Raw genomic sequence first — 14,871 nt, forward strand, 5'->3', positions numbered from 1 at the left:
AGCCATCTCCATGTTTCTTAATCTGTCACAGCATGACACTTTAGCGATAGCCGCTGTTAACGAAGATGGGCGTGAGCTCCGTTATGGTGAATTATTGGACCTTGCGCAGCAACTGGCGAACTGTCTTCCTGCGAGGTCGCTAGTATTTTCTTTTTGCGAAAATACTATGGGTTCTCTGATTGGCTATGTGAGTTTTTTGACGCATGATATCGTCCCCTTAATGCTAGATAAAGATCTCGATCCTGCACTGTGTGACCAACTTATCACGACCTATCGCCCAGGTTATCTGTGGCGGCCATTCGGCGTGCATGGACCATGTCATGATGCGCTTTTTACCGTTGGTAATTACGAATTGGTGCCGACGGGGCTGGAACATTACCCGTTGCATCCAGACCTCGCTCTGCTTGTGTCGACGTCTGGTTCAACGGGCAGTCCACGTCTTGTTCGCCAAAGTTATCGCAATATTTTGAGCAACGCATGCAGCATTGCTGAGTATCTTGGTATCAGCAGCCAAGAGCGACCAGTTCTTAATTTGCCAATGAATTACGTTTATGGCATGTCGATAATTAATAGCCATTTGCTGAAAGGGGCAACATTGCTATTGACGACGCGTAGCATCATGCAGAGAGAATTCTGGTCTTTTATTAAAGAGTATGAAGCCAGTTCACTCGCTGGCGTTCCCTATACCTATGAAATGCTGAAAAAGTTGCGTTTCATGACAATGAAACTTCCTGCATTGAAAACGTTAACGCAGGCTGGTGGAAAATTATTGCCTGAGTTGCATGGTGAATTTGCTCGTTATGCCCAAGATACTGGCCGGGATTTTATCGTTATGTATGGGGCAGCGGAAGCTACGTCCCGCATGGGATATTTGCCTCCTGATAAAGCGTTAGAGAAGTGCGGTAGTATGGGGATCCCCATTCCTGGTGGACGTTTTGACATCATTGATGAGAACGGTGACTCAGTCGAACGCGATAACTATGTAGGCGAACTGGTTTACTATGGTGATAACGTAGCCCTAGGCTATGCTGAATGCGGTGCAGACCTGCAACAGGGCGATGAACACGGCGGACGCCTAAATACTGGCGATATGGTCAAACGAGATAAAGACGGCTATTACTATGTTGTTGGTCGTAAGAAACGCTTTCTGAAGATTTTTGGTAATCGCGTTGGGCTTGATGAAGTGGAACTCATGATTCGTGGCGCTTTCCCTACATTGGACTGTGCGTGCGGCGGCACTGACGATCGACTTTATATCTTTATTACTGACGACGCTTTCTCTGAACAGATAAAGCAGTTTATTGCTCTGAAAACGCAGTTGAATCACACTGCCTTCCGAGTGAAAGTATTACCGTTGTTACCCCAAAACAATGTGGGGAAGATCTTGTACGCCAAATTGGAAGCTTACTATGATCCCCTATGATGACATTTTGAAACTGCAGCCTTACTCACTCGCCCAGACTGACAAAAATTCGTTAATGTTTCAGCGTCTTGTAGGACTCACTCAGCATCACTATGCTCACTGTGAGTCTTATCAACGCATTTTGGATGCACAGGAAATTGTTATTGAGTCTATTCAGACCATATCAGAAATCCCTTTTCTGCCAGTTTCATTATTCAAAGAACGAGATTTGTTGAGTATTGCTGCGGATCAGGTGGTAAAAACCATGACCTCTTCTGGTACTACTGGGCAAGCAGTGTCCAAAATCTATCTGGATAAAATTACGGCAACCAATCAACAAAAAACGTTGGTGCGAATAGTGAACGATTTCACTGGTCCGTCACGCATGCCGCTGTTAATCATCGATTCTTCAGCTCTGATGAAGAATCGAACCATGTTTTCAGCTCGGGGAGCGGGTATTCTAGGGTTTTCAATATTTGGTGCAGATAAAGCTTATGCGCTGGATGAAAATATGGAGTTGGACCTTCCAGTAATTCGTGCGTTTTTGGATAAGCATCAAGGGCGTAGAATCTTGTTGTTTGGCTTTACTTTCATGATTTGGCAACACTTCTATAAACAATTATGTGCCACAGGTGTGAAGTTAGATCTATCTAATGCACTACTGATTCATGGCGGTGGCTGGAAAAAACTTCAGTCTGAAGCGGTGTCGCAAACTGAGTTTGTGCAAGCGTTACATCACGTCTGTGGTTTGCCATATGTCTATGATTACTATGGCATGGTGGAGCAAACTGGATGTGTCTACATGCAGTGTTCTGAAGGCCATATGCACGCTAGTGTATTCTCTGATGTCATTATCCGCGATCACCGTGATTTCTCTGTGTGTCAGCCTGGGACCTCAGGCATTATCCAGGTACTTTCCTTAATACCTGAGTCCTATCCTGGTCATTCGCTTCTTACCGAAGATCAAGGTGTTATCCTTGGCGAGGATGACTGCCCTTGTGGCCGTTTAGGTAAATATTTTAAGGTACTGGGCCGGTTAAAAAGTGCCGAGTTGAGGGGATGCAGTGACACTTATGCCGCATAATTTTGACTGTATTTCCTTTTTGGTCGGAAATAAATCTTTGATGCAGGGAATGGTTAATCAGCGGGCTCTTAAACCGTTCGATGAAAATGTTGTTACATTTCTGGACCATTTTTCGAAGCGTTTGTTTCGCAATCCTCTGGCTAAAGCCTGGCCGGATGTCATCAGCTTGGCTTTCTGGTGCCGTAAAAATTCTGTCTTACAAATGAAGAAGACCTATCCCGATCTGTCGGGACGAATGGGACGTGGATTGGCTTTTCACATTGCGCCATCCAATGTGGCGGTGAATTTTGCCTATTCGCTGATTGCTGGATTACTAAGCGGTAATACCAATATTGTCAGGGTTCCATCGCGGGATTTTCCGCAGGTGTCTCTGATTTGTGATGAGTTGAATGCTACGCTGTATGAGCAGAGCATTATTTCTCCCTATATCTGTCTAGTACGTTATGGTCGTGAAAAGGCAGTTAACGACATGCTGTCGGCATGGTGTCAGACCCGTTTAATCTGGGGAGGAGATGAGACGATCGCAACTATTCGCCAGTCTCCGCTACAGCCTCGTTGTATGGATCTAGCTTTTGCCAACCGCTATTCCTTTGCCTTAATCGATGCCTGTGGCTATTTGTCAATTCAGGACAAGCAAGCTATTGCTGAACGTTTCTATAATGATACGTTTTTGACCGATCAAAATGCTTGTACTTCACCTAAGTTAGTCATATGGCTGGGCAAACAAGAAGAAACAGCAGAGGCACGTACTCAATTTTGGAGCGAGTTAGACACATTTTCTCAGAAAAGGTATGAGCTAGAAGCTGTGGTTGCCGTGCGGAAGTTTACACAATTCTGTATGCTCAGTACCTCGGTAGACTGTGTAAAAAAAGCGTCTGATTCTCAAAATCTAGTGTTCCGGGTTCTTTTGAATAAACTAGATGGAGACACAATGACGCATACTGGATCTGGAGGATATTTCCTGGAGTATCTGGCTTGTGAAATTGATGAAATTTATCCTGTTTGCAACAACACTCGCTGCCAAACGCTTTCTATATTAGGCGTCGATATTAAGAAAATTAAAGCGTTTCTGACAGAATACCGACCAGAAGGTGTAGATCGTGTTGTTCCTATAGGGAAGACTATGGATTTTGGGCTTCAATGGGATGGTTATGATCTTATTTATATGCTGACTCGATGTGTAGTTATATAAATTACTGGTAACAATATAATTATACGCGATAAATAGCTGAGACATAAATGCATCCTCTTTGAAAAGAGGTTCTGTTATGCTATGTCTTATTTGTGATAGTAATATGATTTTTTTCTTCAAAAAATTTTATTTGAAGAATTTTGAAAATGCTGAGTATTTTAAATATTCTGGATGTCAGTTGGTTTTTTCTAAAACGCATTTTGAAATGACATCTAAAAAATGGGAAGAGCTAAATGAAAACATTCATAGCAGCTATTTAGTGTTCACATTGTCTGAGATATAAGGAAAAGGCTTTGCTGACCTCGAAAATGATTCATCCAACAAAGCCGAGTTTAAATTATAGTTATATAATGGAAGGTTTTATTTATGAGAGTCGCTTTAGTTGGAAATTGTCAACTCGAAATTATTGGTGAATTGCTGAAAGGCAATAGAAATATAAGTGGTCATGAATATAGCTATATTTTTAATACACCAATTTATAAATTAAAAGAAAGTACTGATGTTATAAATTTTTACCATGAACTAGAGTCTTGCGATGTTATTTTTATGCAGTATCACTCGGAACGATGGGGGAGTTTTTCTACCTCCGCACTGGAAAGATACTTTGATATAAAAATACTTCCGACTATGGAGTCTCGAGTCTCCAGCCCACAATTAGCCTACATTGATAAAGACCTGCCTGACCTGATGGTTTATGTAGACTATCGATTTCTACATTTGTATCTCTCTGGTTTTAATTATCAGGATGCCATCACTCAATACCATAATGTTAGTTTGTCCCAAGATAAAAAATATGCTGTACTGATTGAGGATGCCGATAAATATAAGAGATTGTATAAATCAGGGAAACTGGTTTTTGATTACTCTGATTACTATTTATCTTCTTTATATCAGGATCAAGACTGTTTTTCAACAATTAGCCATCCGAATAATAAACATTTAAGTTTATTGTTTGAGTCAATACATCTTAATACATTTGGTGCTCATGAAGCATTTAACCTTAATGGCCAAGAGCTGCTGAATAATTACAGAGCGCCTAGACTTGGTAGCGGTGATGAAAGTTATTATATGATGAGAGATTCTGGATTGTCGCTTGCCTGCAAAATAAATTATTCATTCTTTGATAAGTATAGCCGAACTGATTTGACTAAAGCATTGCTTATTTCAAATTACTATAATCTTCTTAACGATGAATATATGAATTTTTAAATACCACCTCATTCTAATGGAATATCATTCTTAGTAATGTAGAGATATTCCATTATCTTTTATAAAAAATCACGATTTAATCCTCATTATTCCTTCAAGTGCTGGTTTATAATCTCCACATCGTTGATAATAATCAAGAGCTTCAGGTTTCATGCCAAAGCATTCAAGTATAACAGCTATGTTATAATTGGCTTTATATGTACCCACCCCTTTTTTTCTTCCTGGCCCCATTTTGGTGCATAACTGAAATGCATCGATAGCATTCTGAAAATCAGCATTATTCATGAGTATTAATGCTTTTAAAAACATGAAGTCGGTGGAGTAGCAGAGATCTTCATATTGTAAAATGTCTAATGCTTTTTCATATTGTGTGGTATTAATTAAACAATAACCGTAACATTCAATTAGGACTTTATTGTAATCCTGAAGCATACCTTTTTGTAGATGTAGTGATGTTTCAAAACTTTGTGCCGCCCGCTCATAATCCTTCCCCAGATAATAACTTTTTCCTAATTGATAATGCAGATAAGCATCATCACTTTTTTTATCGATGGCATGTTGGAGTAATGTAATATTGCGAGTGATCTTATTTTTGCTTTCTATAATTTCTTTTGTGTAACCATTATGTATGAACGATAGTGGGGTATCAAAACGTCCTTCTGGTACTTCTCCTGTATTTTTTTTACAAATTTGTTCGTGGATAATACCCAAAAACTCATAATACTTTTTGTTGAATATTCGGCTTATGCGCTCTTGAATTAGATCTATTTCTCCCGAATTTTCATCATTAGTAATACTGGCGATCTCTACTGTTCCGACCTGTGTCGGGTGCTCGTTGATGAGATTCAAAAGTAATGTTGCATCAAATTGATTGATTACTTCATCAGCATCAATAACTAACACCCAATCATATTTGGCAAATTGCAGTGAGTAATTTCGTGCGGCAGAAAAATCTGATATCCATTCAAAGTCATAAACTTTATCAGTAAATTTTTTGGCAATATCTTTGGAGTCATCGGTTGAGCCAGTGTCAACGACAACAATGTCATCAAAATATTTTTCTATTGCTTTCAGTGAGTTGCCTAAGTGCAAAGCTTCGTTTTTCACGATCATGCAGACTGATATCATTGTGTGCCATATTTTTTAATTCGTGGACATTGCAAAATGATATATCAAAATCTTGATTGCATCAATCCGAGATTTCTATTGTACCACTTATCATGAAAATTAATAATATAGAAAATGATTAATAGTGCCACGCGCTATTTTAAATATGGGGAATACAGTATTTTTATTTGTGATTTATTTTCTTTCCCAGCATAACCGTATCCGGAATTTTTTATATCTCAATTTTATCAATTATGCTTCACATATGTTACTATTATCTTGCTATCATTAAATATTTTTCTCTATGAAGAAAATGATATTCATTTATAATGATATTTTGTATTCTGTCTTAAGTAAAATTTATGGCCTAGATTGGGCGTTTTTTCATTTTCGATTTGTCAAATAATAAAAAGGTATATCATGACCTCGATTAATACCAATATGCTATCTCTGACAGTACAAAACAAAAGTTCTCATTCGGCATCAGCACTTTCTCAAAGTATTGAGCGTCTTTCTTCCGGATTACGAGTCAATAGTGCTAAGGATGATGCAGCTGGGCAGGCGATTGCTAACCGGATGCTGGCGAATTTAAATGCCAATGATGTTGTGGCACGCGGCGTGAATGACGGTGTCAGTCTGATGCAGATTGCAGAAGGGGGATTGGGTGAGGTCAATAACCTTGTACAGCGAGCAAGAGAATTAGCCGTTCAGGCGGCAAATGAAACGCTGTCTAGCATCGATCGAGCGAGCCTGAATGGGGAATTTCAGCAGGTGCGTGCGGAAATTGATCGTATTGCATTTTCAACTACGGCATTTGGAAAATATCCGTTAGCGCCCTCAACACAGCGTGAATTACCTATTAATTTAGGGAGTACGCCGCCGCTGGCGGAAAAATTTCCAGTAAGCGGCGCAAGCCGTTCTTTTCCCTCTGGCATTGTTTCATTAGCCTATATCCCTGTGGGTGCTAAAAATTTAACAATTACTATTGATTCATTGGGTGCGGATGATGATATTCAGATATTTAGTCGAGATGGAAAACATTTAGTTGGAACGCCATTAATCGGAGCTGATGCGGATATTGTCTGGCAACAAAATGGAATAACCGATGCTGCATCGGCTAAACTGCGTGTACTAACGGAAGATAATGCTTTTTTATCCTCCGCAAATTACTCTGACAGTGACCTTGCGCAAGGCGGAGTAAGTTTTAATTTGAATGGCAGCGCCACTGCTTCTTATAATGGTATGACTATTACTTACAGTGGTGATGGCGATCGCTATGAAGATGACAGCAACGGGAAGTTTAACGATGGTGTCAATGGTGCTGAACGTAATGAACGCATCCATATCGATGAAACGACAGAAGATTTGATTGTTATGGTTATTGGAAAAGGATCATTTACGGGGGTTGCTACCTGGGATGTGTTGCCTAACCCAACACAGTTACCACCTCCGCCTCTGCCCCCTGTCAGTACGCCGACCGATATTGTAGTTAGTGCTAATTATGGCGAAGGTGTGGAAGCAGTGACGATTAATCCGACACCTTCTGATAGTGAATCTCTGGGGTTGAAAAATACAGCGTTAGACCCTTTTGAGGAGGCGCGTAAAGCCATTGATTCATTTGATCATGCACTAGAAAAAATAAATGGCTATCGCAGTGAGTATGGGAGCCAAATCAATCGCTTTGAGTCTATTCGCGCTAGTATGTCTGACGTTTCTATTGCTACAAGTAATGCACGTTCACGCATTTTGGATGCGGATTATGCTCAGGAAGTGTCTCTGATGACAAAACAGCAAATTCTCCAGCAAGCATCTTCATCAATGTTAGTACAAGCGAACCAAGTCCCTCAGACGATGTTGATGTTGCTACAACGATAATCGATTTAATATATTTTAGGATGATCAATGGAAAGGTCTTTTAACGAGTTATTTAATTTACCTATCTATCAGTATTGCGAAAATGCTTACTTGGTATATGGAACGCCAAGACTGGATCAACAGAATCGTACACTGTTAGCTGAGAATAAAACGGGATATTGGAAAGTCAAAGAAGGACGAATAAAAGAAGGAGACCTCATCGTTCTATTACTGAAAAAAGTTGAGCAGTCTGATTGTTATGAGTTGTTTTCTGGGGTGATGCAACAACTTGAAAGAAATGAACGTGGTGGGGTGGTTATTACTGTTGATGAATTTAAAAAATTTACTGAGATTGTTAATCAGCCAATAACAAAATATCTATCAGGGTGCTCTATTCCGCAAGGGAATAAAATTAATAAAATCACCATGCCTGCTAATCGTCTAAAAAACAGCGATACCATTGATGAAGTTGAAATCGCAAGGGTCGAGTTTAATCAGCAAGTTATACGCGCCATGAATGATTCATCAGCGGCTCGCCAGGAAAGAATAGCAGGAAGAAAACAATCAGTACCTTCTTTTAGCGTCAAGAAAACAAAAGTCTATCATCGAAATCCAGATATCGTTGCAGAAAGGCTTCATCGGGCAAAAGGGATATGTGAAATCTGCAAACAAAAAGCCCCGTTCACGCGCAAGAGCGATGGAAAACCTTATCTGGAAGTGCATCATCGAATTTTTTTGTCGGAAGGGGGAGAGGATACCCTTGAGAATACGATCGCGATTTGCCCTAACTGCCATCGCCATGCACACCATGGTTAAAGTTATGTGATGGGTTATTGTTATTATATGAAATATAAAGATATTTATGCTTTTTCTTATCGAAAAGGTGGGGGGTAACACGGAATGTCAGCAACCCTATGGATCATATCGTATCCCAAATAACCTACGTTTTACGTCCCTATTCAGACGATTGGCTACCCTACCTAAAAGCATAATAGTGTCGATAACATTATCATCGTAGGTATTTGTCACTGTGAGCGATTTGTATACCGCCGAAGGCACAATGGATAAGAATTCCCTCTGGAAGCGCTATGTTCCGCTAGTGCGCCATGAAGCCTTGCGTTTACAGGTTCGTCTCCCCGCGAGCGTTGAGCTTGACGATCTGCTACAGGCTGGCGGTATCGGTTTGCTCAGTGCCGTCGAGCGCTATGATTCGTTGCAAGGCACGGCGTTTACGACCTATGCCGTTCAACGCATCCGCGGTTCGATGTTGGATGAATTACGCAGTCGTGATTGGGCTCCACGCAGTGTACGGCGTAATGCGCGGGAAGTGGCACAAGCAATGCAGCAGGCTGAACAACAGCTCGGTCGTACTCCAACGGAGCAGGAGGTTGCGCAGGCCCTGAATATCACGCTTGAGGATTATCGTCAGATATTGCTGGATACGAACAACAGTCAGCTTTTTTCTTACGATGAATGGCGTGAAGAACATGGCGACAGCGCAGAGGCTCTACTGGAAGGCAATGAAGATGCGAACCCGTTGCATCAACTGATGGAAGGCAATTTGCGCCATCGTGTAATGGACGCGATTGAAAGCCTGCCAGAGCGTGAGAAATTGGTATTGACGCTTTACTATCAGGAAGAGTTGAACCTGAAAGAGATCGGTGCCGTTCTCGAAGTCGGGGAGTCGAGAGTCAGTCAGTTGCATAGCCAGGCGATAAAGCGCCTGCGCGTGAAATTAATGAACGATGTTTAATTGCGCTGCGTAGGAATATTGTTATCAAATATATCTTCAGTCTCTGAAGCACGGGATCATGACAACGTTTGAATATTGATGAGCGTTTTTCACCAGTATTTAAATGGTTAATGCTACCTGTTTTTAGCACTCCAACATTTCTGGCGTAATGAAGGTGCTATTGTTTCACATTGGAGTTATATATCGTCATGGAATGGATTCATGCACCCATCAATTCGGAAGAAACAGCTGCTAAGCCGTTATCTGAAAGACTTCAAACACAGACAGACCAACTGTTCCCAGTGTGATAAAGCGCTCGACCGCGTTTCACTGGTATTTCGCAATCAGCTTATCAATAAAAAATCGATTGGCAGTATCGACAGGCTTATTGATGACGAAATATGGTCTGGTCTGCAACAGGAATTAATCCCACTTTGCCGCTTTTGTAGCGAAATATTATGCAATACGACTGCTAGCTATTTCGATATTAAAGCTTTCACACAGTATCTGATCGAGCAGACTGAAGTTCGCCATAGCACGATGCGCGAGTATGTCATTCGTCTGCGGCGGTTGGACGAACTGCTGGCTGCCAATAACTATCCCGCAGAAACCTTTTCCCGGCACCGCGATGGGGTACAGCAGCGCGTGTGTGATTACCTTCCCGATATTGAGCAAAATATTTACCGCAGTGCCTTACGAAAATACGATCAATATCTGGACTGGCAACGGCATTTCTGACGTACATCATGCGTCGTTCTCAGGCTGACATTGTCAAACCATGGGGCGATAGTGATATGTAAATGTTATGACAGTGTAAAAACGCTTGCATTGTGAGAGCAAATTATTGCACTGTCATACTACTGAAATCATTCGGTACTAATTTTTAGACAATGGTTAGCAGTAGTTCTACGATGCGATCAATCATTATTCAGTGGAATAGTCGTTGTCACAGTGAGGAACGCGAATGGTAATGTCCTTTTTTGGACTTTGTAGTCGATGCCAAGATTCTACGACGCTGACTCGCCGATGCGAGGGATTTTCCTCCCACTTATTTTCAACACTGCGCCATTCTCTTGTTACCCAAACTCTCCGTATATTTTCTTTTTCTATCCATGAGCACTCTACCCGTTTTTCACTCTGTTCGTGGATGAATCATGCGTATTCTCTGTCCGCTATTGGCTTAATAAGGAAGCCTAACCTCGTTAGTGAGTTAAACGTCACGCGCTGTAGATCAGCGCGGTAAGTGAAACAAACGGTAAGGTGCCACTATGGGAAGACAAAAAGCAGTGATCAAGGCTCGTCGTGAAGCAAAACGCGTTATTCGTCGTGAGTCGCGTAGCCATCGTCAGCGTGAGGAAGAATCGGTCACTTCTCTGGTTCAGATGGGCGGGATTGAAGCAATCGGAATGGCGCGTGAGAATCGCGATAATTCCGTTATTCAAGCTCGTACTGTTGCCCAGGAACATTACTTGTCTGCGATAGAAAACAAACAGTTGATTTTTGCCACAGGTGAAGCTGGCTGCGGTAAAACGTATCTGAGCGCGGCGAAAGCGGCGGAGGCACTAATTCATAAAGAGGTTGAGCGTATTATTGTTACGCGGCCGGTATTACAGGCCGACGAGGATCTTGGCTTTTTACCTGGAGATATTGCGGAGAAGTTTGCGCCTTATTTCCGCCCAGTTTACGACATTCTTCTGCGCCGGCTGGGGGCTTCTTTTATGCAGTATTGTTTGCGGCCGGAAATCGCCAAAGTCGAAATTGCGCCTTTTGCCTACATGCGCGGGCGGACGTTTGAAAATGCGGTTGTGATTCTGGATGAGGCGCAAAACGTGACGGTGAACCAAATGAAAATGTTCCTGACGCGTTTGGGTCAGAATGTCACGGTTATTGTCAATGGTGATGTGACGCAGTGTGACTTGCCTGCTGGGGTGAAATCTGGCCTGCGCGACGCTTTGGATCGTTTTGTTGAGGACGATATGATTGGCGTAGTCTCTTTTGGTAAAGAAGACTGTGTGCGTTCGGCGTTGTGCCAGCGCACACTCCATGCCTATGGCTAAGACGCATCTTCTATCAATAAAAAGGCCCTGAGGATGTTGCGCTCGGGGCCTTATTTTATTACCGACACATAATCACCGAAACATAATAGAGCCGCAGTTATTTATAGGTGGCTGCTAGCTGTAAAGGGCGTGCAGAGATCGCATGGCTTTTGTTTGCGCTATTCAATTTGAACTCATCGACTGCACTGCGCAGTGTAGCGGCTTGTTCACTTAAAGAGTCCGCAGCGGAAGAAGCTTGCTCAACCATCGCTGCGTTCTGCTGTGTCACTCCTTCCATCTGGTTCACGGCAATGTTAATTTGTGCGATACTGCGGCTTTGTTCCTCTGATGCCAGCGAAACTTCATTGATCAAATCAGATACATTCTTAATGACATCTTTAACATCAATAATGGAGTCTCTGACTTCTCCGGCCTGAGATGAGCCATTTTTAACGGCAGTTTGCGCATTATCTATCAGCGTTTTAATCTCTTTCGCCGCAGAAGATGAACGTTGTGAAAGCGTTCTGACTTCACTGGCAACCACAGCAAATCCACGACCATGTTCACCTGCTCGGGCTGCTTCAACGGCCGCATTGAGCGCCAGAATATTGGTCTGGAAAGCAATGCCTTCGATAAGGTTAGTAATTTCGGCTACTTTTGATGAACCATGTGCAATTTCCTCCATGGCTTGAATCATTCGTGAAACAGCATCATTACCGTGCTCGACAACATCATTGGCCTTTTTGCCAAGCAGATTGGCTTGCATCATGTTTTCAACGTTACTTTCTACTGTTGATGACAACTCATGCATACTGGCAGCAGTTTGAGCAAGTGATGATGCTTGTTCCTCTGTTCTGGCTGAGAGGTCAATATTTGCTGCTGCTATTTCGTTTGAGGCAATGGCAACACTTTCGCTTGAAGCGTGTACGCGGCTTAGCACATCCGCAAAGCGTGTGAGCAGCGAGTTAAAAGCGAGCGCCGTCTGGCCTATTTCATCATTACGCTGAGCATCAGCTTGTTGGGTTAAATCTAATGTTTCACTAATTGTGGTCAGCGTTTGCCGCAGATTATGTAGACTTGCCCGCACATAGCGCAAGATCATCAGCGATAAGGTACCAGCCAGCACCAATGCACCAATGATGAGTCCACTTAGCATAAAGATAGTCAGATTGAAATTATCGGCGTTATCCGTCTGAAGTTTTTTTGCTAAAGTGAAATTGTATTGATATTGCTCATTAAATCCTTGGAACAACGTTTTCTCTATTTGAGTAATTGTTAATTTTACTGAAGAATCACTGGATGTGTTTTCAGCAATGGTAGCCATAACCGCATTTTTATAATTGTTGAAGGCTTCAATATTCTGTTTCGACATACTGAGGTCGTGATCATCTGAAATATCATTCTTCAGGTAGTCATTAATGTTTTTTTCTGTTTCATCTAATGCCGTGACTATTTCTTGTTTCTTTTCCTTTTTCTGTTGCAGGTCTGAAGTCAGCAGAAATTGTAGTAGATATGCTCGTGCATCATTGATAGCCCGGTTAGCGGTATTAAGTTTGTCTATGCTAGGCAATGTATTCGTCATCACGTATTCAAATCGATCTTTTGATAAACTGAGCGCGTTTAGACCAAATCCACCGACACAGACTAATGCCAGAGCAAAAATGCTCATAGCTAAAGCCAGTTTTTTTACGATTGTCATAGCAATATCCCCCATCGGTAAATATTTATGATATAGCATGGAAAGGCTGTGTTGTTATTTTTAACCAGATAACATTAAGCCAACCTTAATCTTGATGAAGGCGGTAAATTTTTTTCATGACGTGGTTTTTATTTTCTATTTCTAATACGTTTAGAGGGGGCGTGTATGCATTCAGCTTGGCATTCAAAGTATTCCGCGAGGGTGAGTGAAAATATGCAGAGTGTGATGATGCTCATGTTTTTCGGAAGTGATTATCAAGCTAATTATCAAAGGGGTGATTTTTCAATCACATCATTTAACTGTAACGGGGAACGACACTTTATGCCTGCGTTATGTAGAGACAGTTCCTCTGATGAACCATATCCCCATAGCACTCCGATGGAAAATACACCATTTTTATGCGCGCTGATAATGTCATCCTTTCTATCCCCAATCATGATGGTATTTTTTATATTCAGATTATGCTTGTGAATCAATGCTGACAAAAGAAGACTCTTATCATCCAGACTGCCATCTTCTTGTGTTCCAATAACATCAGTGAATAATGATCGGAGTTTTAAATTGGTTAATATTATTTCCGCAAATCGTTGTCGTTTTGATGTGGCGATAAATAACCGATGATTTTTATCTTTTAATTCGCCAAGAGCCATTTTTATTCCGTCATAGAGTGTGGCTTGATAGACGCCATGCATGGAATAATGTTCTCGATATATATTAACCGTCTCTATTACTCTATCATCGTTATAAGGCGTGAGTAGTGAGCTAACAACAGTGTTCATCGGTGGGCCAATTAACATTGATATGTCAATAAACTCATCTATAACATGTCCTTGCTGGCGCATGGCGTAAACTAGGCTCGAACGTATACCAGGTAATGAGTCAATGATTGTTCCGTCCAAATCAAAAATGATATTCATCACGACACCTTTTTAGCACAACAGTTATTCGCTATTTCTCAGCTTAATATATTTAGCCTACGGTGTCTCACCGTTTATAAGCTGTCTTAGCTTTATTTACTCGCTGTTGCCCGTAATGCTTGTGTTGGATTTGTGTTTTCTTCTTCAGCAAGATGGGTGTTTAACTGTTGTAGAAGCGTTTAATGTCGAAAGTGTTGTGAGTTACTTTAAATCATTGCGGGTATGAGTATGCCATAGAAATTGGGCCACCCTTGACCGCCCAAAACGCCAATCCTGTCAAGGCTTCTCATCCGTTCCAGTATCATAAAAGAAAACGCCCCTGACTTACGTCAAGGGCGTTTTCTTTTATATGGCGGTGAGGAAGGGATTCGAACCCTTGATACGTTTTCACGTATACACACTTTCCAGGCGTGCTCCTTCAGCCTCTCGGACACCTCACCGGGGGTTGCCTACAAGGGGCAACGGGGCGCTACTATAGGGAGTCGCTTAGCTCCGGTCAAGCAGTATTTAGCATGAACGATGCGTCTGGCTAAGCATTGAACGGTAACGGATAGTTCGCGTAACGGCGTCGTTAAAATGTAGGCAAAATAGGGTGGGGAATGGCGTAAAAAAACCACAGACCGCAACGGCCTGTGGTTT

Annotated in this window: 12 protein-coding genes and 1 tRNA gene; 9 read left to right on the forward strand and 4 right to left on the reverse strand. The window is 41.8% G+C overall.

Annotation, left to right across the window (positions count from 1 at the left end; all coding sequences use genetic code 11):
- Window positions 1–10 precede the first annotated feature (10 nt).
- The 4 genes from H0247_RS11155 (at window position 11) to H0247_RS11170 (ending at window position 4,887) form a co-directional block, all read left to right on the forward strand.
- Window positions 11–1,423 carry an AMP-binding protein gene (locus tag H0247_RS11155; protein ID WP_180742596.1) on the forward strand — a complete coding sequence of 471 codons (1,413 nt, stop codon included), beginning with the start codon at window positions 11–13 and terminating at the stop codon, window positions 1,421–1,423.
- On the forward strand, window positions 1,410–2,486 hold the full coding sequence (locus tag H0247_RS11160; protein WP_039498602.1) for an acyl-protein synthetase: 1,077 nt from the start codon (window positions 1,410–1,412) through the stop codon (window positions 2,484–2,486). Before H0247_RS11155 ends, H0247_RS11160 begins: the two co-directional genes overlap by 14 nt.
- Entirely contained in the window at window positions 2,476–3,678 is a 1,203-nt protein-coding gene (locus H0247_RS11165) for an acyl-CoA reductase (RefSeq protein WP_180742791.1), read from the forward strand. The genes H0247_RS11160 and H0247_RS11165 overlap by 11 nt, the downstream gene beginning before the upstream one ends.
- A 366-nt stretch (window positions 3,679–4,044) precedes the next feature.
- Complete coding sequence (locus tag H0247_RS11170; RefSeq protein ID WP_039498598.1) at window positions 4,045–4,887, forward strand: WcbI family polysaccharide biosynthesis putative acetyltransferase; 843 nt, start codon at window positions 4,045–4,047, stop codon at window positions 4,885–4,887.
- 69 nt (window positions 4,888–4,956) lie between these two features.
- On the opposite strand, the gene H0247_RS11175 is transcribed toward H0247_RS11170, so the two are convergent.
- Window positions 4,957–6,000, reverse strand: a complete 1,044-nt coding sequence (locus H0247_RS11175; protein WP_370463327.1) for a glycosyltransferase — start codon at window positions 5,998–6,000, stop codon at window positions 4,957–4,959.
- Window positions 6,001–6,414: 414 nt separating this feature from the next.
- Here H0247_RS11175 and H0247_RS11180 point away from each other — a divergent pair, with 414 nt between their 5' ends.
- The 5 genes from H0247_RS11180 (at window position 6,415) to phoH (ending at window position 11,637) form a co-directional block, all read left to right on the forward strand.
- The gene (locus H0247_RS11180) at window positions 6,415–7,869 is read left to right on the forward strand and encodes a flagellin (RefSeq protein WP_180742598.1); all 1,455 of its coding nucleotides are present in this window, start codon (window positions 6,415–6,417) and stop codon (window positions 7,867–7,869) included.
- Window positions 7,870–7,896: 27 nt separating this feature from the next.
- Complete coding sequence (locus H0247_RS11185; protein WP_180742599.1) at window positions 7,897–8,664, forward strand: HNH endonuclease signature motif containing protein; 768 nt, start codon at window positions 7,897–7,899, stop codon at window positions 8,662–8,664.
- Between the two features lie 214 nt (window positions 8,665–8,878).
- Window positions 8,879–9,601 carry an RNA polymerase sigma factor FliA gene (locus H0247_RS11190; RefSeq protein ID WP_015840766.1) on the forward strand — a complete coding sequence of 241 codons (723 nt, stop codon included), beginning with the start codon at window positions 8,879–8,881 and terminating at the stop codon, window positions 9,599–9,601.
- A gap of 201 nt (window positions 9,602–9,802) precedes the next feature.
- On the forward strand, window positions 9,803–10,318 hold the full coding sequence (fliZ, locus tag H0247_RS11195; protein ID WP_180742600.1) for a flagella biosynthesis regulatory protein FliZ: 516 nt from the start codon (window positions 9,803–9,805) through the stop codon (window positions 10,316–10,318).
- A gap of 530 nt (window positions 10,319–10,848) precedes the next feature.
- The gene (gene phoH / locus H0247_RS11200; RefSeq protein WP_180742601.1) at window positions 10,849–11,637 is read left to right on the forward strand and encodes a phosphate starvation-inducible protein PhoH; all 789 of its coding nucleotides are present in this window, start codon (window positions 10,849–10,851) and stop codon (window positions 11,635–11,637) included.
- A gap of 97 nt (window positions 11,638–11,734) precedes the next feature.
- Here the strand turns inward: phoH and H0247_RS11205 are convergent, their stop codons facing one another.
- The 3 genes from H0247_RS11205 to H0247_RS11215 all read right to left on the reverse strand — a co-directional run bounded on the left by H0247_RS11205 (window position 11,735) and on the right by H0247_RS11215 (window position 14,672).
- Window positions 11,735–13,315, reverse strand: a complete 1,581-nt coding sequence (locus H0247_RS11205) for a methyl-accepting chemotaxis protein (RefSeq protein WP_180742602.1) — start codon at window positions 13,313–13,315, stop codon at window positions 11,735–11,737.
- Window positions 13,316–13,581: 266 nt separating this feature from the next.
- Window positions 13,582–14,232, reverse strand: coding sequence for an HAD hydrolase-like protein (locus H0247_RS11210; protein ID WP_180742603.1), 651 nt, complete (start codon window positions 14,230–14,232; stop codon window positions 13,582–13,584).
- Between the two features lie 350 nt (window positions 14,233–14,582).
- Window positions 14,583–14,672, reverse strand: a tRNA-Ser gene (locus H0247_RS11215).
- Window positions 14,673–14,871: the final 199 nt, after the last annotated feature.

Origin of the sequence: Pectobacterium sp. CFBP8739, assembly GCF_013449375.1 — a bacterium.
GTDB lineage: Bacteria > Pseudomonadota > Gammaproteobacteria > Enterobacterales > Enterobacteriaceae > Pectobacterium.

Coding starts and splice junctions, on each gene's coding strand:
- phoH (WP_180742601.1), top strand. CDS start 10,849: ATGGGAAGACAAAAAGCAGTGATCAAGGCTCGTCGTGAAGCAAAACGC.
- H0247_RS11175 (WP_370463327.1), bottom strand. CDS start 6,000: ATGATCGTGAAAAACGAAGCTTTGCACTTAGGCAACTCACTGAAAGCA.
- H0247_RS11165 (WP_180742791.1), top strand. CDS start 2,476: ATGCCGCATAATTTTGACTGTATTTCCTTTTTGGTCGGAAATAAATCT.
- fliZ (WP_180742600.1), top strand. CDS start 9,803: ATGCACCCATCAATTCGGAAGAAACAGCTGCTAAGCCGTTATCTGAAA.
- H0247_RS11160 (WP_039498602.1), top strand. CDS start 1,410: ATGATCCCCTATGATGACATTTTGAAACTGCAGCCTTACTCACTCGCC.
- H0247_RS11210 (WP_180742603.1), bottom strand. CDS start 14,232: ATGAATATCATTTTTGATTTGGACGGAACAATCATTGACTCATTACCT.
- H0247_RS11205 (WP_180742602.1), bottom strand. CDS start 13,315: ATGACAATCGTAAAAAAACTGGCTTTAGCTATGAGCATTTTTGCTCTG.
- H0247_RS11185 (WP_180742599.1), top strand. CDS start 7,897: ATGGAAAGGTCTTTTAACGAGTTATTTAATTTACCTATCTATCAGTAT.
- H0247_RS11170 (WP_039498598.1), top strand. CDS start 4,045: ATGAGAGTCGCTTTAGTTGGAAATTGTCAACTCGAAATTATTGGTGAA.
- H0247_RS11155 (WP_180742596.1), top strand. CDS start 11: ATGTTTCTTAATCTGTCACAGCATGACACTTTAGCGATAGCCGCTGTT.
- H0247_RS11180 (WP_180742598.1), top strand. CDS start 6,415: ATGACCTCGATTAATACCAATATGCTATCTCTGACAGTACAAAACAAA.